The sequence below is a fragment of the Sinomonas sp. B1-1 genome, from assembly GCF_050474465.1.
In the GTDB taxonomy this organism is placed as follows: Bacteria; Actinomycetota; Actinomycetes; order Actinomycetales; family Micrococcaceae; genus Sinomonas; species Sinomonas flava.
Genome location: NZ_JBCHVF010000001.1, coordinates 829,180 through 848,941, shown reverse-complemented (window position 1 = coordinate 848,941; position 19,762 = coordinate 829,180). Strand labels below are relative to the sequence as shown.

The following is a 19,762-nucleotide window of genomic DNA, read 5'->3' as shown; positions in this document are numbered from 1 at the left end:
TCCGCAGCTGCGCTCCGTCGACCGCGGATCGAGGCTTCTGCATGGCGAACCCGCCAGCGTGACCCCGTTCGGACCCCTCGAGCACATCATCCGCCCGCTCTTGGATGACGCCGTGGGCGCGCTCTCCAGGCTGAATCTGGGCAATGCCACGCTCGCGCGGCGGCTCGCCCAAGCGGGGAGCGCCAAGTCGGCGGTGGACTTTCGTGCTGAGCAGCTCCTCTGTGCCGGAGGGTCGTTCGCTGTGGCGGCTCTCGGCGCGACGGTCGCCGCTCTCAGCGGCCGCACCACGGCGGTCTTTGCGGTGCTCATGGTCGTGGCAGCGACCGTCGCCGGGTTCATGGCGCGGGATTACCTCCTCGGTGCGGCCATCGCCCGCCGCAAGCAGCGGATCCTGGGGGAGTTTCCCTCGGTCGCGGACATGATGGCGCTCGCCGTCGGCGCGGGTGAGACGGCTGCAGGCGCTCTGGACAGGACGGCCCGTGTCTCCAAGGGCGACCTCGCGGGCGAGTTTGAGAAGGTGCTCGCCCACGCCCGCTCCGGAGCGCCACTCGTTGAGGCACTGCAGGCCATGGCGGACCGGGTGGACCTAGCGCCCATCACGAGGTTCGTGGACGGGCTGATCGTGGCCATCGAACGCGGCACACCCCTGTCGGATGTCCTGCGGGCGCAGGCTCAGGATGTCCGCGACCTTGCCAAGAGAGAGCTGATGGAGGCCGCTGGGAAGAAGGAGATCGGGATGATGGTGCCGCTGGTCTTCGGTGTCCTGCCGCTCACCGTCGTCTTCGCCGTGTATCCGGGCGTGGCCGCGATCACGCTTGGCTTCTGACCACCGCTTTTGGGGGACACCGAATCCGGGGAACCGCCCCGGGCGCCGCACATATTGGGGAAAGGGAAACACCATGAACACGCTCACCCGCGCAGGGATCCGGCTAGCGAAGCTTCCGGAGGCGCTCTGGAGAAGGGGCTCGGACGGCGACGACCGCGAGCGAGGCGACGTCCCGGGCTGGGTCATGATCACCCTGATGTCTGCCGTCCTCGTGATGGGGCTCCTCGCAGTCGCCGGGCCTGCCCTCGAAGGTCTTTTCAACCAGGCCATCAGCAAGGTGAGCAAGTAGGCCATGCACTGCCCCCGCTCGCGGCGCCCATGGCAGGCGCTCTGGGGTTCTGAGGAGGGCTCTGCGGCTGCCGACTTCGTGATGGTCGGCGGCCTTCTGACGGTCCTTGCGCTTGCGGTGGTCCAGCTCACGCTGGTCCTCCACGTGCGCAACGTCCTCGTCGATGCTGCCGCCTCCGGCGCGCGGTATGGCATCCTCGCTGACAGGACGCCCCAGGACGCACGCGCCCGGGCTGGCGAACTCATCACCGGAGCCGTCGGTGCCGACTATGCCGGGGACATCAGCGTGGGCCACGCCGATTCGGCCGGCGTGAGCTCGTTGGAGGTCCGGGTGGTCGCCCCGATGCCGGTCGTCGGACTCATCGGCCCGGCGGGGCGCCTGGAGGTCTCCGGCCATGCCCCGCTTCAGTGATGGGCCGGCCCAGAAGGCTGGGCTCCGAGCTGCCCTTGTCGATCGGTGCAGAGGGCTGGCCGCTGGAGAGGGCGGAAGCGCCGTCGTCGAATTCGTCTTCCTCGGGCTGATCCTGCTCGTGCCTGTCGTCTATTTCGTGCTGACGGTCGCCGCGCTCCAGGGCGCCTCGTTCGCTGCGACAGGCGCCGCCGACCATGCCGCCAAGTCCTTCGCCCAGGCGGCGGACGAGGCGGCGGCACGGACTGCGGCGGAGTCGGCGGTGCGCGTGGCGATGTCCGACTTCGGGCTCGCCGAGCACAGCGCCCGGCTCGTACTCGCCTGCGATCGCAGCCCCTGCCTCCAGGCTGGCGCCGCAGTGCAGGCGACGGTCCACGTCGAGGTACCGCTGCCGTTCAGTCCGGTCAGCTCTGGCTTCGGCCTGACAATCGGCCGTATCGAGGCGTCGGCGACCCAGATCGTGGGGAGGTTCCGCTGAAGAGGCTAGCGGGCGCCGTCGTGCGCCGGGTCCGGAGCCGCGGGGACGAGTCGGGCCAGCTCACCGTCCTGATCATCGGCTTCACCGTCCTGTGTCTGCTGGTCGCAGCCACGGTGATGGGAGTCTCCGCGGTGCACATCGAGCACCGGAAGCTGCTCTCGGCGGCCGACGGCGCCGCGGCAGCCGCCGCCGACAGCTTCACGCTCGCGGACACCGCCTCGGGAGACCGGCCGCCAGCGGCTGTGCTCGCGCCGGAGAAGGTGCGTGGCGTCGTCGCCACTTACCTCGCTCGCGACGGCGCGGCCGCGAGGTTCGAGGGGCTGGCGGTCGAGGCAGCGACCGGCACACCGGACGGCCGCACGGCCACGGTCAGCCTGACAGCGATGGCTAAGGTGCCGATGGCCGGCATCCTCTTGCCTCACGGGGTGCCGATCAAGGCCACCGCAAGTGCCCGTGCCCGGCTCGTGCGCTGACCAGCGCCGCTGCTCATGGCGTAACCTTGGATGGTTATGGCTGAGATCGACTTCCCCGCAGAGATCCGCGCGCTTCGCGCAACGCACGACTCCATTGAGCAGGTGACCGACGTCGAGTCTCTGCGTGCCGAGATCGCGGAGCTAAGCGAGGCGGCCGGCGCCCCGGACCTCTGGGACGACCCGTCGAAGGCACAGCAGGTGACCTCTCGGCTGTCTCACCGTCAGTCGGAGCTCGAGCGTGTCGAGAAGCTCGGAGAGCGCATCGATGACCTTGAGGTGCTCGTCGAGCTTGCCCAAGAGGAGGGCGATCCAGACTCGCTCGCAGAGGCAGGCAGGGAACTCGGCTCGATCAGGAAGGCTCTTGAAGAACTCGAGGTCGTGACGCTCTTGAACGGCGACTACGACGAGCGGGATGCCGTGGTGACGATCCGCGCGGGGGCTGGTGGCGTCGATGCCGCGGACTTCGCCGAGATGCTCATGCGCATGTACCTCCGCTGGGCCGAACGCCGCGGCTACCCGACGAAGGTCATGGATACCTCGTACGCGGAGGAGGCCGGCCTCAAGTCGGCGACCTTCGAGGTCAACGCGCCGTTCGCCTACGGCACCCTCTCTGTCGAGGCGGGCACCCACCGCCTCGTCCGCATCAGCCCCTTCGACAACCAGGGCCGCCGCCAGACCTCCTTCGCAGCGGTTGAGGTGATTCCCCTCATCGAGCAGACGGACCACATTGAGATCCCGGACAACGAGATCCGCGTGGATGTCTTCCGCTCCTCGGGCCCCGGCGGCCAGTCCGTCAACACGACTGACTCCGCCGTCCGCCTGACACACATCCCGACGGGCATCGTCGTGTCGATGCAGAACGAGAAGTCGCAGATCCAGAACCGCGCCGCTGCGCTGCGCGTTCTCCAGTCCCGCCTCCTCCTCCTGAAGAAGGAGCAGGAAGACGCACAGAAGAAGGCCCTCGCAGGCGACGTCAAGGCATCGTGGGGCGATCAGATGCGGTCATACGTCCTGAACCCCTACCAGATGGTCAAGGACTTGCGGACGGAACACGAGGTTGGAAACACTGCGGCGGTGCTCGACGGCGACATCGACGGCTTCATCGACGCCGGGATCCGCTGGCGTGCCGGTCAGCGCCAGGGCGCTGCTGAAAGCTGACCCGCTGCGAAGAAAGCCCGGCTCCTCTTGTGAGGCGCCGGGCTTTCTTGCGTCCGTGGCGGCGCGGCGCGTCGCGGTTTCGGCGGTGGACGCGGAGTGCAAGGGGTGACGTCGCGCGCAAACGGGGTGACCTCGGGTTCACACGGGGTGACGTCGGGTTCACAGGGGGTGACCTCGGGTTCACACGGGGTGACCTCGGCGGAGGGTGGGGGAGCCTTGACGGCAGCGCGGCGGCGTCGTAGGTTTTCCGTAACCTGAATCACCTTTCATGTTTGCTCGTTCCGCACTCCTGCAGCTTCTGCGAAAGGCACTCCCGTGAAGGCAACAAAGAAGTTCCTCCTTGCGGCCACCCTCGCCGCCGGCCTCGCCGCGACCGGATGCGCGCCCAGCTCGTCGAGCGCCTCGGGCGGCTCCTCTGATGCGGCCCGGACGGTCAACGTGGGCATCGTCTACTCGAAGACGGGGCCCCTCGCGGCCTACGGCGAGGCCTACTACGAGGGCCTCCAGGCCGGGATCAAGTACGCGACCGGCGGGACGGGCAAGGTCGGCAACGCCACCCTGAACCTGACCTACCAGGACGACGCGGGTGACCCGGACAAGGCCGTGGCGCTCGCCAAGGACCTCATCGGCAAGGACTACAAGATCCTCGCGGGCACCGTGGTCTCAGGCGTCGCGCTCAAGCTCGCCGAGCAGGCCGCGCAGAACAAGGTCCTCTACATCTCCGGCCCCGCCGCGACGGACGCGCTCCAGGGCATCAACAAGTACACGTTCCGCTCGGGCCGCCAGTCGCTCCAGGACGTCGCCACGGCCGGCACCTTCGTCGAGAACCTGCAGGGCAAGAAGGTCCTGGTCTTCGCGCAGAACAACGCCTTCGGCCAAGGCAACGTCGCCGCGGTCAAGGCCGTGCTCGGCGCCAAGGGCGCCACGGTGGAGCAGGTCCTCGTCCCCGAGGACGCCACCGAGTTCACGCCGTTTGCCCGCCAGATCATCGACGCCAAGCCCGCAATGACCTTCGTGGCCTGGGCCGGCGCCACGAGCGGCGCGATGTGGCAGTCACTCACCCAGCAAGGCGTGTTCGACGCCGCACCCGTCGTCACTGGCCTCGGCGACACCTCGACCTACTCGGCCTACGGTGCCGCGAGCGGCAAGATCAGCTTCCTCAGCCACTACTTCAAGGGCGCGGGCGGCAACAATGCCGTCGAGCAGGAGATGGTCAAGGACGTCGAGGCCGCAGGCAAGAAGGTGGACCTCTTCACCCCGGACGGGTTCGTCGCAGGCCAGATGATCGTCCAGGCCGTCAAGTCCGGTGCGTCGGTGGACGACATGGTCAAGGGGCTCGAGGGCTACGAGTTCGACGGTCCCAAGGGCAAGGAGAGCGTCCGCGCCTCGGACCACGTGCTGATGCAGCCGATGTACCAGGCCAAGCTCGTCCAGAAGGACGGCGCCTGGACCCCCGAGCTCGTCAAGACGGTCCCTGCGGACCAGGTCGCCCCGGCCGAGAAGAAGAGCTAGCGTGGCGGCCCATCCCGCCCTCGCCGTCGAGGGCCTCGGCTTCGCCGTCGGCGGCGCGAGCATCCTCGCGGACGTCGGGTTCGGCGTCGCGCGGGGCGAGATGCTCGGCGTCATCGGCCCCAACGGTGCGGGCAAGACCACGCTCTTCAACCTCCTCTCCGGCCTCGTCCGCCCCACGGCCGGGCGGGTGCTCCTGGACGGCCAGGACGTCACCCATCTGGCAGTGCACCGCCGAGCCCGCGCCGGATTGGGGCGGACGTTCCAGACGTCGAGCCTGTTCGAGGGGCTCAGCGTCCTGGAGAACGTCCGGCTCGCGGCGCAGGCACGGCTCGGCGGCAGCCTCTCGGTCCTCGCCTTCCCCAGGAGGCACGACGCCGCGACCCGAACCGCCCGCGAACGGCTCGCCGAGGTGGGCCTCGCCGGCAAGGAGGACCACCGGTCCGGCGACCTGTCCCACGGCGACAAGCGAAAGGTGGAGATCGCCATGATGCTCGCCACCGACCCGAGCGTGGTCCTCCTCGACGAGCCCATGGCCGGCGTCGGCTCAGGGGACGTGGGAGCGCTCAGCGAGGTCATCCGGGGACTCCACCGGGACCGCGGGACCACCGTCCTCATGGTCGAGCACCACATGGACGTGGTCCTCGGCCTCGTCGACCGTGTGGCCGTGATGCACCACGGGCGGCTCCTCGCCATCGGAACCCCGGAGGCCGTCATGGCCGACAGCACCGTCCAGGCCGCCTACCTCGGGGAGCCGGTATGAGCACGGCAACGGATCGGGGCGGCCGGACGTCGGCGTCGCCCATCCTCACGGTCGAGGGCCTGCGCGCGCACATCGGCGGCCAGCAGGTCGTGGAGGACGTGGGCTTCTCCGTCCCGGGAAGGGGCGTCACCGCCCTCTTGGGGCGCAATGGCGTGGGCAAGACGAGCACGCTCAAGGCCGTCCTCGGCCTCATCGGCCGCTCGGGACGCGTCAGCCTCGGAGGCGAGCGGATCGACGGCGAGGCGACGCACCGGATCGTCCAGCGCGGGGTCGGCTACGTCCCGGAGGACCGCGAGGTCTTCTCGAAGCTGACCGTTGCCGAGAACCTCCAGCTCGCGGTCCGCGGCAAGGCCTCGGCAGAGCGCCGGGAGTTCGTCGAGTCGCTCTTCCCGGATCTGGTCGCGCGGGCCCAGCAGCCCGCGGGCACCCTCTCGGGCGGGCAGCAGCAGATGGTCGCCCTCGCACGGGCGCTCCTGAACGAGAACCGGGTGCTCCTCGTCGATGAGCCGACGAAGGGCCTCGCGCCCAAGGTCGTCCAGGAGGTCGCCGCCGCGCTGGAGACGGCCGCGCAGGCCGTGCCCATCCTCCTCGTCGAGCAGAATCTCGCAGTCGTGCGCCGCCTCGCCGCCGGCGTGGTCGTCCTCTCCGGCGGAAGGGTGGTGCACCGCGCGGACGACGCCAGGGCGCTGCTCGACGACGAGGCGCTCACCCGCCGGCTCCTCGGCGTGGGATCAGAGGGACACGGGCACGACGCCGCCCGCTCGGCCGACGAGCGCCGCCCACCCGCCCGGGGTGCCCACGCGGCGTCGTACACGACGTCCCCCGGCGAGGGGGCCCGGCCATGAGCACCGTCATCCTCCTGCTCGTCACGGGGCTGGGCCTGGGGGCGCTGTACTTCCTCGTCGCCTCCGGGCTGTCCCTCATCTACGGGCTCATGGGCGTGCTCAACTTCGCGCACGGGTCCTTCCTGACGCTCGGCGCCTTCCTCGGCTGGGAGACCGCGCGCAGGCTCGGGGCCGACTCGTGGGGCGCCTTCGCGCTGTCACTGCTCGTGGGGGTGCTGGCGGGCGCAGCGGTCGCCGCGGTGACCGAGCTCGTCCTCATCAGGCCGCTCTACCTGCGCCACATCGAGCAGGTGCTCGTCACGGTGGGCCTCGCCCTCGCGACGGTGGCGCTCTTCGACGGGATCTGGGGAACCGACGCCGTCTACATCTCCGGGCCTGGGTGGTTCGAGGAGACGACCGACATCCTCGGGGCCAGGATCCCCAACGACCGCTTCGTCGCGATCCTGTGCGCCGCGCTCGTCCTGGCCGGACTCGTGCTGTTCCTCAAGCGCACCCGCTACGGGCTCATCATCCGCGCGGGGGTGGAGAACCGGGCGATGGTCACGGCGCTCGGCATCGACGTGCGGCGGGCCTTCACGCTCGTCTTCGCGATCGGCGGCGCCGCGGCGGGCCTCGGCGGAGTGCTCGCGAGCCACTACTTCGGCTATGTCTCGCCGCTGCTGGGCGGCTCCCTCCTGATCTTCGCCTTCATCGTCACGGTGATCGGCGGCCTCGGCTCGCTCACGGGGGCGGCGATCGCCTCGGTCGGGGTCGCGGTCCTCCAGCAGTTCGCCAACTTCTACTTCGGGATCGGTGATTTCGTGGTCGTGCTCGCGCTCGCCGTCGTGCTCCTCGTGCGGCCCCGCGGACTCCTCGGGGCGGCGTCATGAGCGGGGCCCAGGCGCAGACGGGACAGCGCCCGCGGCTGCCGTGGGCACGGATGGCCGGGGGAGCGGCGGCCGTCCTGGCACTGGCCGTCCTGCCGCTCTTCGCGATCGACCTCCCGGGCATCCTCCCCGGCCCCACGTACACCCCGGGCACGCTCCAGCTGGTCGCCCTGTGCTTCGCGATGGCCGCCGCTGCCCTCAGCTATCACCTCCTGCTCGGGGCCGCGGGACTGCTCTCCTTCGGCCATGCCCTCTCCTTCGGCGCCGGGGTGTACGGCCTCGCCGTGATCCTCGCCCACCTCGGGCTCCCGCTCGTCCCGGCCGCCGCGCTCGCCCTGGTCCTCGCGATCGTGCTTGCGCTCGCGGTCGGGAGCATCAGCCTGCGCGTGGGAGGCATCCCCTTCGCCATGGTCACGCTCGCCTTCGCCCAGGCCGGATCCGTGCTGGTGCGCCGCAATCCCGGCGACGCGACGGGCGGCGACGAGGGGCTCAGCCTCGCCACACAGAACCTCCCCGACGGCCTGGTCGGAGTGGTGAACACCCGCAACCTGTACTGGCTGGCGCTCGCGGCGCTCGTGCTGGTCTACGCGGTGGTGCTGTGGATCCAGAGCAGCCGTGCCGGGCACGTCGCGGAGGCGGTGCGCGAGAACGAGCTGCGCGTGCGCGTGCTCGGTCTGACCCCGTTCCCCGCGAAGCTGCTCGTCTTCACAGTCGGAGGGGCGCTCGCCTCGATCGCGGGCATGGTGTACCTGCTCCTGCAGTCGGGGGCCGTGCCGCGCTCGGTGTCCACGGACCTCACCATCACGCTGCTGGTCATGGTGGTGCTCGGCGGTGTCGGGTCCCGCTGGGGCGCGGTCGTCGGGGGAGTCCTGTACACGCTCCTGGACCAGCGGCTCGCGGCGCTCGCGGCCTCCCCGGCCATCAAGGAGCTGCCCCCGGTGCTGCGGATTCCCCTCTCGGAACCGCTGTTCATCCTCGGTACGCTGTTCATCCTCGTCGTGCTCTTCATGCCCGGCGGGATTGCCGGCGCCGCAGGCAGGCTGCGCGCACGACGCCGCGCGGGAACCCGTGCGCCCGAACCCGCCGAGCGCCTCGAGAAGATCCTGGAGGACGCGTGAACCGATCCGCACCCGCCGACGGGCTGCACACGCTGGGACGCTGGACCACCGACCGCGCGTCCAGCATGCCCGAGCGGACCGCCGTGGACGACCGCGGCGTCACCCTCACGTACGGTGAGCTCGAGGCCAGGGCGGCCGCGCTCGCAGCGGCCCTGCTCGGCGCCGGGTACCGGCCCGGCGAACGCATCGCAACGCTCACGGGCAACAGCGCGGACCAGGTCGTGCTCTTCTTCGCGTGCGCCAAGGCCGGGCTTGTCCTGGTTCCGCTCTCATGGCGGCTCGCGCCGCGCGAGCTCGCCGAGCAGCTGGAGGTCGCCGCGCCGGTCCTGTTCGCCGTCGAGCCGGAGCACGAGGCCCTCGCGCGCGCGGCGGCGGCCCTGATGCCCGTGAGCCCGTCCACCGCGGAGCCGGGCCGTGGAGGCATCGAACGGAGCCTGCCCCCCCGCGGCGAACCCGTCCCCCACGCCGCGGTGGGCGACGACGACCCCCTCCTGATCGTCTTCACGTCCGGCACGGAAGCCCGGCCCAAGGCTGCGGTCCTGACCCACGCGAACTGCTTCTGGACCAACCTCTCGTTCTCCCGCACCGTGGAGGTCAGCCGGGACGACGTGGTGCTGTGCATCATGCCGCAGTTCCACGTGGGCGGATGGAACATCCTGGCGCTCCTGGCATGGTGGACGGGCGCCACGGTCGTGCTCGAACGGGGGTTCGACGCCGCCCGCATCCTCAAGCTCATCGCCCAGCGCCGGGTGACCACCATGATGGGCGTCCCGGCCCACTACCTCATGCTGTCCCAGCACCCGGGGTTCGGCGAGGCGGACCTGACGAGCCTGCACCGCGCCGTCGTGGGCGGCGCGCCCATGCCCGCGCCGCTCCTGCGCACGTGGCATGCCCGCGGCGTGGCCCTCACCCAGGGCTACGGGCTCACCGAGGCGGGCCCGAATGTCCTTTGCCTGGCCCCGGAGGAGGCCCTGCGCCGGGTCGGATCCGCGGGGACGCCGTACCCCCATGTCGACATCGCGGTCGCCGACCCGACGACGGGAGCCGTTCTCGACGGGCCTGCGCGCGGCGAGCTGTGGGTCCGGGGGCCGGGGGTTTTCGCGGGGTACCTCGATGATCCGGCCGCGACCGCCCGCGTGCTCGTCGACGGCTGGCTGCACACGGGGGACGTCGTGGAGCGCGACGCCGAGGGGTTCCTGCGCGTCGTCGACCGGCTCAAGGACCTCTACATCTCCGGCGGCGAGAACGTCTCCCCGTCCGAGGTCGAGCAGGCCCTCCTCGCGCATCCGGCGGTGGCCGACGCCGCGGTCGTCGGAGTCCCGGACGAGCGCTGGGGCGAGGCGGGAGCGGCGTTCGTCGTCGTGCGGCCCGGCTGCGCCACTGACGCGGAAGAGCTCAGGGAGCACCTGCGCGGCGTGCTCGCCCGCTTCAAGGTGCCCCGGAGCATCGATTTCGTCGCAGAGATCCCCCGCACGGGACTCCACAAGGCGGCCCGGGCCAGGCTCAGGGCGCGCGCCGAGTCACGTGCCGTGCGGGTGCCGGGGGAGGGAGCGCGATGAGCGCGCAGCCTCGCACGGCCCGCGGGACGCGCACGCGGGCGCGCCTCCTCGCCGCGGCGGAGGATGTCTTCGCCTCGGCGGGCTACCACGACGCGTCGATCGTGAGGATCACCGAGCAGGCGGGGATCGGCCTCGGCACCTTCTACCTGTACTTCGGGGGCAAGCAGGAGATCTTCGATGAGGTCGTGGACGACCTCAACGCGCGCGTCCGCCGCGCCATGACGGAGGCGGCCCGCACCGCCGAGGACCGGTTCGACGCGGAGCGTGAGGGCTTCCGGGCGTTCTTCCGCTTCACCGCCCAGCACCCAGCCCTCTACCGGATCATCCGGCAGGCCGAATTCGTCTCCCCGGGCGCGCAGCGCCGGCACTACGAGCGGATCGTCCGCAGCTACGCCCACGGCCTCGCCGCCGCGCAGGACGCGGGAGAGGTTCGCGCGCTTGACCCCGAGATCGCCGCGTGGGCGCTCATGGGCATGGGCGAGCTCATCGGCATGCGGTACATCCTCTGGGAGGCGGGTGGGGTCGGCGAGGCCGACGGCGCGCCGCGCGACATCCCCGACCACGTGCTCGACGAGCTCATGGCCCTCATCCAGCGCGGCCTCGCGCCCGACGCGCCGCCCCCAGCGGCCCCACCCAGAGAGGACGTCCGGCATGACTGACACGCTGGCCTACCGCACCTTCGACGTCGACGTGCGCGGCGGGCGCCTCCGGGTCGGCGAGTGGTCGCGCGGGCATGAGGAGGGACCGGGCGAGCCTGCCTTCGTCCTGGCGGTGCACGGGGTCACGTCCTCGCACCTCGCGTGGCCCTTCGTCGCGCGTGCCCTGCTCGGCCGCACGGCCGACGACGGCGGGCCGGCCTCCGCGCGCACGGCGCCCGAGCGGGTGGTCGCCCCGGACCTGCGCGGGCGAGCGCGCAGCAGCTCGCTGCCCGGCCCCTACGGGATGGCCCAGCACGCCGACGACCTGGCCGCCGTGCTCCGGTCGGCCGGCGCCAGCGCGGACCGGCCCGCCGTCGTCGTGGGCCACTCGATGGGTGCGTTCGCGTCCCTCGTCCTGGCCGACCGGCACGCCGAGCTCGTCGACCGGCTCGTGCTCGTGGACGGCGGCTTCCCCCTCGAGGCGCCCCCGGGGATGACGCGGGACGAGGCGCTCGAGGCGCTCCTCGGGCCCACCCTCGAGCGCCTGACCAGGGAGTTCGCGAGTCCCGAGGCGTACCTGGAGTACTGGCGCGGGCATGCGGCGTTCGCCCACGCGTGGTCCCGAGAGGTCGAGGACTACGTCCGCTACGACCTCGACGGCGAGGCGCCCCACCTGCACCCCTCCACGGTCCCCACGGCGATCCCCGACGGCAATGAGGACCTCTACGGCGGCGCAGTGCTCCTGAGCGCGCTTGAGCGGCTCCGCGTCCCCGCAGTGTTCCTGCGCGCCGAACGCGGATTCTTCGACGACCCTGCCCGGCTGTACCCGGACGAGGCGATGGAGCGCTGGCGGGCGGCCTACCCGGCGATCGAGGTCCGCGAGGTCCCGGGCACCAACCACTACACCATCGTCATGACGCCCGACGGCGCCGCGTCCGTCGCGCGCGCAACGCTCGGCGGGCGCGGCGTCAGGACGGAGGAGGCAGTGCGCGTCGCCGAGGGCGACACGCCGAAGGGTTAGCCGCGTGTCGGCCCATCCCCATGGTTATAGTCGAGCAGCCGGCGCGTTCTGCCCCCGAGCCTTGCCCGTGCGCCGGGCGTCGGACGCGCGCGTCCACGGGCCGGAAAGCCGATGATCCGCTTCGAGAACGTCACGAAGGTCTACGACCGGAAAGCCCGCCCGGCACTCGACTCTGTGAGCCTCGAGATCGAGCGGGAGGAGTTCGCGTTCCTCGTCGGCGCCTCCGGCAGCGGCAAGTCCACCTTCCTCCGGCTGGTGATGCGTGAGGACCGGGCCACGAGCGGGGCCGTGTTCGTCGCGGGCCAGAACGTCGCCACGCTCCCGAGCTGGCGGATTCCCAGGCTGAGGCGGGGCATCGGCGTCGTGTTCCAGGACTTCCGCCTGCTGCCCCAGAAGACCGTCTTCGCGAACGTGGCCTTCGCCATGCAGGTGATCGGCAAGAGCCGGACGATCATCCGGGACGCTGTGCCCGAGGTCCTCAAGACCGTCGGCCTGGAAGGCAAGGGCCACCGCATGCCCCACGAGCTCTCCGGCGGCGAGCAGCAGCGCGTGGCGATCGCGCGCGCCGTCGTGAACCGCCCCGGGATCCTCCTCGCGGACGAGCCCACCGGCAACCTCGACCCGACCACGAGCCAGGGCATCATGGCGGTGCTCGACAGGATCAACCAGAACGGCACGACGGTCGTGATGGCCACCCATGACACCGACATCGTCAACTCGATGCGCAAGCGCGTCATCGAACTCGTCGACGGCCAGGTGGTGCGCGACGAGGCCAAGGCCCTGTACACCTCGATGATCCCGCACGTCACCGCGGAAGGGGGCGGGGAGTGAGGGCCGCGTTCATCCTCGGCGAGATCGCCGGTGGACTCCGCCGCAACCTGACCATGGTCGTCTCCGTGGTCCTCGTGACGTTCGTCTCGCTCACGTTCGTGGGCGCGGCCGGCATGCTCCAGCTCCAGATCAACCAGATGAAGGGCTTCTGGTACGACCGCGTCCAGGTCGCCATCTTCCTCTGCAACGGAACCGCCAAGGCGCCGGGATGCACCTCGGGGGCCGTGACGGAGGACCAGCGCGCGGCCCTGACGAAGCTGCTCGAGACGCCCGCCGTGGCGCAGTACGTCAACGACTACCACTATGAGTCGCAGGACGAGGCGTACCAGCACTACCGGGAGCAGTTCGCCAACTCGCCGATCGTGGACTCGGTGACCCCGGACCAGCTTCCGGCCTCGTTCCGGGTCAACCTCAAGGACCCCCAGAAGTACCAGATCATCAGTGAGACCTTCTCGTCGCGGCCGGGCGTCCGGCTCGTGAGCGACCAGCGCGAGGTCCTCGAGCGGCTCTTCTCGGTCATGAACGTCGCCTCGCTCGTGGCCATCGTGATCGCCGGCATCATGATCGTGTGCGCGATCCTGCTGATCGCCACGACCATCAGGCTCTCCGCATTCAGCAGACGCCGCGAGACCGGGATCATGCGCCTCGTCGGCGCGTCGAAGCTCATGATCCAGCTGCCCTTCGTCCTCGAGGGCGTCATCGCGGCGGTGGTGGGGGCGGTCCTTGCGTCGGCGACGCTCTGGGCCGTCGCCAAATTCTTCCTGGGCGACGTGCTCACGGCCCAGTACCCGGGGACGGCGTTCATCTCGCCGTCCCAGACCCTCGTGCTCGCCCCCCTGCTCATCGCGCTGGGGATCGTTCTCGCGGGGGTTTCGTCGATGCTGACCCTTCGTCGGTATCTCAAGGTCTAGTCCGCTGGGAGGGACGAGGATGCACAAACGCGCGCTGGGACCGGGGGTCCGTCAGCCACACGTCGGCGGCAGGAGCCGCAGGGCGGCCGGCGCTGCCGTCGTCGTCGCCCTCCTCGCGGGGCTCTGCGCCTCCGGACCCGCGGCGACCGCCGACGACCTCGACGACAAGCAGTCGCAGCTGAACCAGCGTGCGCAGGAGGTCCAGCAGAATCTCGAGTTCCTCGACGGCAGGATCCGCCAGACCGCCGCGGACCTCGCGACCTACCAGGGCCAGCTGCCCGGGGCGCAGCAGGCACTGCTCGATGCCCAGTCCCGCGTCACCGCCGCGACCAACGAGGTCAACGCCCTCGCCGTGCGCGTCGACGCTGCCCAGCAGAACAAGGCGAAGATCACGGCCCAGATCGAGGCCGACCGCGGCAAGATGGACAGCACGAAGAAGCTCATCGGCGAGATCGCGAGTGAGGCCTACATGTCCGGCGGCGTCCCGTCGAACCTCAGCCTCATGCTGGGCTCGGGCGAGGGCGGGAGCCTCACGAGCTCGCTGGACCTGGCCGACCAGGTCATGGAGAGCCAGAATGCGGCACTGACCCAGCTTTCCCAGCAGAGCGCCGCGAACGTCAACTCCGAGGCACGCCTCGCGGCGGTCGAGTCCGAGATCAAGGAGCTCAAGGCACTCGCCGACGAGGCGCTGCGCAAGGAGCAGGCCGCGCGGGACGACGCGGCGGCGAAGAAGGCCGCGGTGGACAAGCTGATCGACGACACCTCGCGGCTGAGCAAGGAGCTCGAGGCCGCCAAACCGGCCATCCAGAAGCAGATCGCGGACCTCAAGACCCAGCAGGACCAGGTGGCGGCGGAGATCGCCGAGCGCGACCGGAGGCTGCGCGAGGCATGGGAGGCCGAGCAGCGCCGCATCGCTGAGCAGCGCGCCGAGGAGGCCCGCCAGGCCGCGCTCGCCGCAGGCCAGGCCAGGGCGGCGGCCGAGGCCGCTGCTCAGGCGGCGCGCGACAACGCCGTCCGGCCCGGGTCGCCGTCCGCGTTCGGCCTCGCGAACCCCTTCCGCGGCATCCCGATCACCTCGGGCTTCGGCTGGCGGGCGACACCGCCAGGATCGATCGACTTCTACGGCACCGGCGGATACATGCACACCGGGATCGACTTCGGGGCCCCCTGCGGGACGCCCGTCTACGCGCCCGCAGCGGGCACCGTCACGACGGCCGGCTGGCTGAACAACGGCGGCGGGAACACCGTGATGATCTCCCACGGGGTGGTCCAGGGGAACTCCCTGACGACGGTCTTCTACCACAACACCTCCGTGGCGGTGAGCCCCGGGCAGTACGTGAGCCAGGGCCAGCTCATCGCCTACTCCGGAACCACGGGGAACTCGACCGGCTGCCACTCGCACTTCGAGACCTGGCTCAACGGCTCGCCGGTCGACCCGATGGGCCTGCTGTAGACTGAAATCTTCCCTCGCCGGACCGGCGGGGGCGCCGTCCACCGCGGAGAGCGGAACGAGGAAAAGGAGCAGCGCCGTGCCGAAAGAGAGTGGCCGGAAGGTTGTGGCCACGAACCGCAAGGCCAGGCACGACTTCCACATCCTCGACACCTGGGAGGCCGGCCTCGTGCTGATGGGCACCGAGGTGAAGTCCCTCCGGGACGGGCACGTCTCCCTCGGCGAGGGATTCTGCCACTTCGACCGCGGTGAGCTGTGGCTCGAGGCCGTGAACATTCCGGAGTACACCCAGGGCTCGTGGACCAACCACCCCTCCAAGCGCAAGCGCAAGCTTCTGCTGCACCGCGAGGAGCTGGCCAAGATCGAGCACAAGGTCAATGAGTCCGGCCTGACGGTCGTGCCGCTGCAGATGTACTTCAACGACGGCCGCGCCAAGGTCGAGATCGCCCTGGCCCGAGGCAAGAAGGACTACGACAAGCGGCAGTCCCTGCGCGAGGCGCAGGACAAGCGCGAGGCTCTGCGCGAGATGCGGGAGCGCAACCGGCGCCGGTGAGGCGCCGTCCCGGGACGCGGACACGCCGCGATCCCGCCTGAGGAGGCCATGGCACACCCACGGACACGGACCTGGATCGTAGCAGCCGCAGGAATCATCGTCGGGCTCGCGCTCGCGTCGGCAGTGCTCGTGCGACTGCTCGCACCGGAGCCGGGACCCACGACGCCGCCTGCCGCCTCCGCGTCCGGCTCGCCCGGGGCGTCGGTCGGCGGTGGCGGCGAGACCACGCCCGCGGCGAGCACCGAGGGGGGCGGCAGCCACGCGCCGTCGTCCGTTCCGAGCGCGTCCCAGGCCCCGGCGCCCAGCCGCGCGCAGCAGATCCTCGCGTCGATGACGCTTGAGCAGCGCGTGGGGCAGGTCGTGATGGTCGGGACGCCGGTGACCGGAGCGGATGCCGCGAGCCTGGACGCCCTCCGGCGTCTCCACATCGGCAACGTCTTCCTCAAGGGGCGCACGACCGCTGGCGCGGCGGCCGTGTCCGCTGTGGTGGCCGCCCTGAAGGCGGAGGCCACGCCGGACGCCACGCTCGGGGTGGGGCAGTTCGTCGCGACGGACCAGGAAGGCGGCAACGTGCAGATCCTGCGCGGTCCCGGGTTCTCGGACATTCCTGCGGCGATCGACCAGGGGGCGATGGATCCCGCCGCGCTCCGCGCAGCGGCCCGGACCTGGGGCCGCGAGTTGGCGGCCGCTGGCGTCAACGTGAACCTCGCTCCCGTCCTGGACACCGTGCCGTCGGCGGAGTTCGCGCCGGGCAACGCGCCCATCGGCAAGTGGGGCCGCGAGTACGGCTACAGCCCGGACGCGGTCGCGTCCCACGGCGTGGCCTTCGCCCAGGGCATGGCCGACGCCGGCGTGGCCACCGCGCCGAAGCACTTCCCGGGCCTCGGGCGTGTCACGGCCAACACCGACGTCAGCGCCGGCGTGGCCGACCCCGTGACAGGCCGAAGTGACCCCTATCTGGCTCCCTTCAGCGCGGCCGTGCGGGCGGGGGCCCCGTGGGCCATGATCTCCAACGCCAGGTACCCGGCCATCGACGCTGCGAACGACGCCGTGTTCTCCCCGACGGTCATCCAGGGCATGCTGCGGGGTGACCTCGGCTTCCGCGGCATCGTGGTCTCCGACGACATCTGCGACGCCGCCCAGCTGGCCTCCGTCCCGCCCGAAGGCCGGGGGAGCGGCTTCCTGGCTGCCGGGGGCACGGTGGCCCTGTGCACCAACCAGAATCTGGCGCCTCGCGTGTGGGCAGGGATCGTCGAGCGGGCGAAGACCGATCCCGCCTTCGCCCGGACCGTCGACGCCGCAGCTTTGGCCGTCCTCACGGCCAAGGAATCGGCCGGTTTGCTGCTCCGCGGGTGAGCCGGAATATTCTGCGGCGGTCGCGCGCTATACTGGCTGTTCCGATGGTCGCAGGGCCGCCGGAGCGGTCAGCCCGCAGGGGTTGCCCGAGGTTTGACAACCACATACGGGGATGATCGGTTTCGACGGTGTAGGTCGAGACAGGGGAAGCGGGCCGAGGATGCAGAGTCATCTCGTCAACGCTCTCTGCAAAACAATAAGTGCCAAGTCTAAGCGCACTGACTTCGCTCTCGCTGCCTAAGTAGCGAGCAAGTCCGTCAGCCCGGGATTGCTATCGCCCCGGATCCTGGCGTCGATTAGATAGCCACTGCTGGCAGCCCTCGTCGTCGGGGCTGCTGGGACATTCAGACGACTGGGCCCGGGTCAGCCACTGGTGTGCTTGATGGCTGGGGCCGAGAAAACCCGACGCACACTGCGCCCGGAGAATACCTGGCAAAACCGCACCGGACGGGGGTTCAATTCCCCCCATCTCCACTCTGTCGCACGAGGACCCCGGCCATCAGGCCGGGGTCCTCGTGCGTCCGCCCCTCGTGCCCAAGCCGTCCCGGAGGGCAGTATGGGGCTGTGCGTCCGCGCGAGCCCCGGGGCCTGCGCCGCGTCCTCGGCGTGGCGGTTGCCTCGAGCTGCCTCGTGATCCTCGACGGGCAGGGCGTCGGGCTGGCGCTTCCCGCGGTCGAGCGCGAGCTCGGCGGCGGCCTCGTGCTCCAGCAGTGGGTCATGGACGGCTACCTCCTGACCCTCGGGGCGCTCCTGCTCGCCGCCGGCGCCGTGGCCGACCGCTTCGGCACCGAACGGGTGCTCGCCGCCGGGACGCTCTGGTTCACGCTCACCTCGCTCGTGTGCGGCCTCGCGCCCGAGGGCTGGGTCCTCGTGGCCGGCCGGCTCGCCCAGGGCGCGGCAGGGGCGGTGATCACGCCGAGCGCGCTCGCGCTCATCACGGCGGCCGCCCACGGGACGACCCGGCTGCGGCTGATCGCCCAATGGACCGCCTGGATCTCCGCGGCGAGCGTCGCGGCGCCCTTCGTGGGCGGCGCCGCGGTCGACCTCGGGAGCTGGCGGCTCGTCTTCCTCGTCAACGTGGTCCCTGCGGCCATCATGTGGCGCCCGCTGGCGCGACTGCGCCGACGCGCCATCCGTCCGCCGCGGCGGGAGGCACCCTTCGACGTCGCGAGCGCGGCCCTCAGCGTGGGCGGCCTGGGTGCCCTCGTGCTCGGCCTCATCGTGGCGGCGGGAACCGGCTTCGCGGATCCGGCGGTGATCGTCTCCCTCGCGGGCGGCTCGGCCCTGGTCGCGGTGTTCCTGGTGCGCCAGCGGTCCTCCGCAGACCCGCAGATGCCCTTGGGGCTCTTCCGCGAGCCGGCCTTCTCGGCGGGGAACGCGGCGACCTTCTGGGCCTATGGCGCTCTCGGCCTAGGCTCCTTCATCGTCGGGCTGTATCTCCAGCAGCGGATGGGGCTGAGCGCGTTCCTGGCCGGGCTGGGCATGCTCCCGAGCACCGTCCCCATGCTGTTCCTGTCGGGACGGTCGGCCAGGCTGGCGGCCCGACGGGGCCCCCGGCTTCCCATGTCCGTGGGGCCAGCCGTGGCGGCCGTGGGCTTTGCCTGGCTCGCCCTCGCCCAGCCTCCGCTCGTGTACCTCAGGGATGTCTTCGGCCCCATGGTCCTGCTGGGGATCGGGCTGGCGCTCATGGTCGCCCCCCTGACGACGACCGTGCTCTCCGCCGTGCCCGCGGGGGCAGAGGGTGCGGGTTCTGCGGTCAACAACGCGGTCGCCCGCATCGCCTCGCTCGTCGCAATCGGTGCGTCCGGGGCGATCGTCGGCGGCGCGCTCGACGACGCGGGGTTCGCCCGGGCGGCTGCGGTCACCGCAGCGCTCCTCGCCCTCGCAGCCGCCACCTCGGCGGTCTGGATCCCCGCGGCCAGCACCACTGCCGAGCCGGCCAGCCGGGAGGCGTGAAGCCGGAGCCGGCGGTAGGGCCCGGCTCAGCCTCCGTGGTGGGCGGACGCGGCCAGGGTGCAGCCGGCATGCACGGTGTCGCTGTGGACCCATACCGCCTCGGCGATCTCGTCCGCGACGTCGACCTCGCGCGCATCGCCCGCTCCGCCGAGCCTCACGACCAGCGGTCCGCCGAACGGCTTGCGCCGCACCACCTCGAGGTCGGCGTCGAGGACGATCCGCTCCGCCGCGAGGTAGCGCAGGAGCTCCGGATTGTCGTCGCTGATCCGCGTGATGCGCCCGCGATGGCCGGCATCGAGCTCGCTCAGGACGTGGGCGCTGGGCCGTTCTGTCCGCCCGTCCGCCGTCGGGATGGGGTCACCGTGCGGGTCGCGGACGGGGTGCCCGAGCTTCGCGGAGAGCCGGTCGACGAAAAGGTCGGACACCGCATGCTCGATCTGCTCGGCCTCGTCGTGGACCTCGTCCCACCTGTAGCCGAGCTCGCGGACCAGGAAGGTCTCGAGGAGGCGGTGCCGGCGGACCATGGTCAGGGCGAGCGCGCGCCCCTCCTCGGTGAGCCGCACGGCTCCGTAGGGGCGGTGGTCCACGAGGCCCTGTTCCCTGAGCTTGCGGACCATCTCGGAAACCGATGAGTTCGCCACGCCCAGCCGTGCGGCCAGCTGCGACGACGTGATGGGCCTGTCCTGCCATTCGGTGAAGGTGTAGATGACCTTCACGTAGTCCTCGATCGAGGACGAGGGAGCGCTCTTCACCC

Annotated in this window: 21 protein-coding genes and 1 other RNA gene; 21 read left to right on the top strand and 1 reads right to left on the bottom strand. The window is 71.1% G+C overall.

Going from position 1 to position 19,762, the window contains the following annotated elements; translation table 11 throughout:
* The first annotated feature begins 112 nt into the window (after positions 1-112).
* The 21 genes from ACQ5BE_RS03985 (at position 113) to ACQ5BE_RS03885 (ending at position 19,008) form a co-directional block, all read left to right on the top strand.
* Positions 113-826 carry a type II secretion system F family protein gene (locus ACQ5BE_RS03985; protein ID WP_430295573.1) on the top strand — a complete coding sequence of 238 codons (714 nt, stop codon included), beginning with the start codon at positions 113-115 and terminating at the stop codon, positions 824-826.
* 73 nt (positions 827-899) lie between these two features.
* Entirely contained in the window at positions 900-1,115 is a 216-nt protein-coding gene (locus ACQ5BE_RS03980; RefSeq protein ID WP_430295572.1) for a hypothetical protein, read from the top strand.
* Positions 1,116-1,118: 3 nt separating this feature from the next.
* On the top strand, positions 1,119-1,526 hold the full coding sequence (locus ACQ5BE_RS03975) for a TadE/TadG family type IV pilus assembly protein (protein ID WP_430295571.1): 408 nt from the start codon (positions 1,119-1,121) through the stop codon (positions 1,524-1,526).
* Positions 1,510-2,001: a hypothetical protein gene (locus ACQ5BE_RS03970; RefSeq protein ID WP_430295570.1), complete on the top strand. Its 492-nt coding sequence runs from the start codon at positions 1,510-1,512 to the stop codon at positions 1,999-2,001. Before ACQ5BE_RS03975 ends, ACQ5BE_RS03970 begins: the two co-directional genes overlap by 17 nt.
* 20 nt (positions 2,002-2,021) lie before the next feature.
* A complete protein-coding gene (locus tag ACQ5BE_RS03965; protein ID WP_430295569.1) occupies positions 2,022-2,474 on the top strand; it encodes a pilus assembly protein TadG-related protein in 453 nt (150 codons plus the stop codon).
* A gap of 36 nt (positions 2,475-2,510) precedes the next feature.
* On the top strand, positions 2,511-3,632 hold the full coding sequence (gene prfB, locus ACQ5BE_RS03960; RefSeq protein WP_208709297.1) for a peptide chain release factor 2: 1,122 nt from the start codon (positions 2,511-2,513) through the stop codon (positions 3,630-3,632).
* A 315-nt stretch (positions 3,633-3,947) separates the two neighbouring features.
* Positions 3,948-5,144: a substrate-binding domain-containing protein gene (locus tag ACQ5BE_RS03955; RefSeq protein ID WP_430295568.1), complete on the top strand. Its 1,197-nt coding sequence runs from the start codon at positions 3,948-3,950 to the stop codon at positions 5,142-5,144.
* A 1-nt stretch (position 5,145) separates the two neighbouring features.
* Positions 5,146-5,904 carry an ABC transporter ATP-binding protein gene (locus tag ACQ5BE_RS03950; protein ID WP_430295567.1) on the top strand — a complete coding sequence of 253 codons (759 nt, stop codon included), beginning with the start codon at positions 5,146-5,148 and terminating at the stop codon, positions 5,902-5,904.
* Positions 5,901-6,749 (top strand): ABC transporter ATP-binding protein, encoded by an 849-nt coding sequence (locus ACQ5BE_RS03945; protein WP_430295565.1) that lies wholly within the window; start codon positions 5,901-5,903, stop codon positions 6,747-6,749. The genes ACQ5BE_RS03950 and ACQ5BE_RS03945 overlap by 4 nt, the downstream gene beginning before the upstream one ends.
* Positions 6,746-7,618 carry a branched-chain amino acid ABC transporter permease gene (locus ACQ5BE_RS03940; RefSeq protein WP_208709291.1) on the top strand — a complete coding sequence of 291 codons (873 nt, stop codon included), beginning with the start codon at positions 6,746-6,748 and terminating at the stop codon, positions 7,616-7,618. The genes ACQ5BE_RS03945 and ACQ5BE_RS03940 overlap by 4 nt, the downstream gene beginning before the upstream one ends.
* A 50-nt stretch (positions 7,619-7,668) precedes the next feature.
* Positions 7,669-8,733: a branched-chain amino acid ABC transporter permease gene (locus ACQ5BE_RS03935; protein WP_430295770.1), complete on the top strand. Its 1,065-nt coding sequence runs from the start codon at positions 7,669-7,671 to the stop codon at positions 8,731-8,733.
* Positions 8,730-10,292 (top strand): AMP-binding protein, encoded by a 1,563-nt coding sequence (locus ACQ5BE_RS03930; protein WP_430295564.1) that lies wholly within the window; start codon positions 8,730-8,732, stop codon positions 10,290-10,292. Before ACQ5BE_RS03935 ends, ACQ5BE_RS03930 begins: the two co-directional genes overlap by 4 nt.
* Positions 10,289-10,951 carry a TetR/AcrR family transcriptional regulator gene (locus ACQ5BE_RS03925; RefSeq protein ID WP_430295563.1) on the top strand — a complete coding sequence of 221 codons (663 nt, stop codon included), beginning with the start codon at positions 10,289-10,291 and terminating at the stop codon, positions 10,949-10,951. The genes ACQ5BE_RS03930 and ACQ5BE_RS03925 overlap by 4 nt, the downstream gene beginning before the upstream one ends.
* Positions 10,944-11,951: an alpha/beta fold hydrolase gene (locus tag ACQ5BE_RS03920; protein ID WP_430295562.1), complete on the top strand. Its 1,008-nt coding sequence runs from the start codon at positions 10,944-10,946 to the stop codon at positions 11,949-11,951. Before ACQ5BE_RS03925 ends, ACQ5BE_RS03920 begins: the two co-directional genes overlap by 8 nt.
* A gap of 111 nt (positions 11,952-12,062) precedes the next feature.
* Positions 12,063-12,782 (top strand): cell division ATP-binding protein FtsE, encoded by a 720-nt coding sequence (gene ftsE, locus ACQ5BE_RS03915; RefSeq protein ID WP_430295561.1) that lies wholly within the window; start codon positions 12,063-12,065, stop codon positions 12,780-12,782.
* Positions 12,779-13,693, top strand: coding sequence for a permease-like cell division protein FtsX (gene ftsX / locus ACQ5BE_RS03910; RefSeq protein WP_208709283.1), 915 nt, complete (start codon positions 12,779-12,781; stop codon positions 13,691-13,693). Before ftsE ends, ftsX begins: the two co-directional genes overlap by 4 nt.
* A gap of 19 nt (positions 13,694-13,712) precedes the next feature.
* Complete coding sequence (locus ACQ5BE_RS03905) at positions 13,713-15,146, top strand: peptidoglycan DD-metalloendopeptidase family protein (protein ID WP_430295560.1); 1,434 nt, start codon at positions 13,713-13,715, stop codon at positions 15,144-15,146.
* A 76-nt stretch (positions 15,147-15,222) separates the two neighbouring features.
* Positions 15,223-15,696 (top strand): SsrA-binding protein SmpB, encoded by a 474-nt coding sequence (smpB, locus tag ACQ5BE_RS03900; protein ID WP_208709278.1) that lies wholly within the window; start codon positions 15,223-15,225, stop codon positions 15,694-15,696.
* A gap of 48 nt (positions 15,697-15,744) precedes the next feature.
* Positions 15,745-17,052: a glycoside hydrolase family 3 N-terminal domain-containing protein gene (locus ACQ5BE_RS03895; RefSeq protein WP_430295559.1), complete on the top strand. Its 1,308-nt coding sequence runs from the start codon at positions 15,745-15,747 to the stop codon at positions 17,050-17,052.
* Between the two features lie 108 nt (positions 17,053-17,160).
* Positions 17,161-17,529: a transfer-messenger RNA gene (gene ssrA / locus ACQ5BE_RS03890) on the top strand.
* An 87-nt stretch (positions 17,530-17,616) separates the two neighbouring features.
* Entirely contained in the window at positions 17,617-19,008 is a 1,392-nt protein-coding gene (locus ACQ5BE_RS03885; protein ID WP_430295558.1) for an MFS transporter, read from the top strand.
* 26 nt (positions 19,009-19,034) lie between these two features.
* Here the strand turns inward: ACQ5BE_RS03885 and ACQ5BE_RS03880 are convergent, their stop codons facing one another.
* Positions 19,035-19,760, bottom strand: coding sequence for a metal-dependent transcriptional regulator (locus ACQ5BE_RS03880; protein WP_430295557.1), 726 nt, complete (start codon positions 19,758-19,760; stop codon positions 19,035-19,037).
* Positions 19,761-19,762 lie beyond the last annotated feature (2 nt).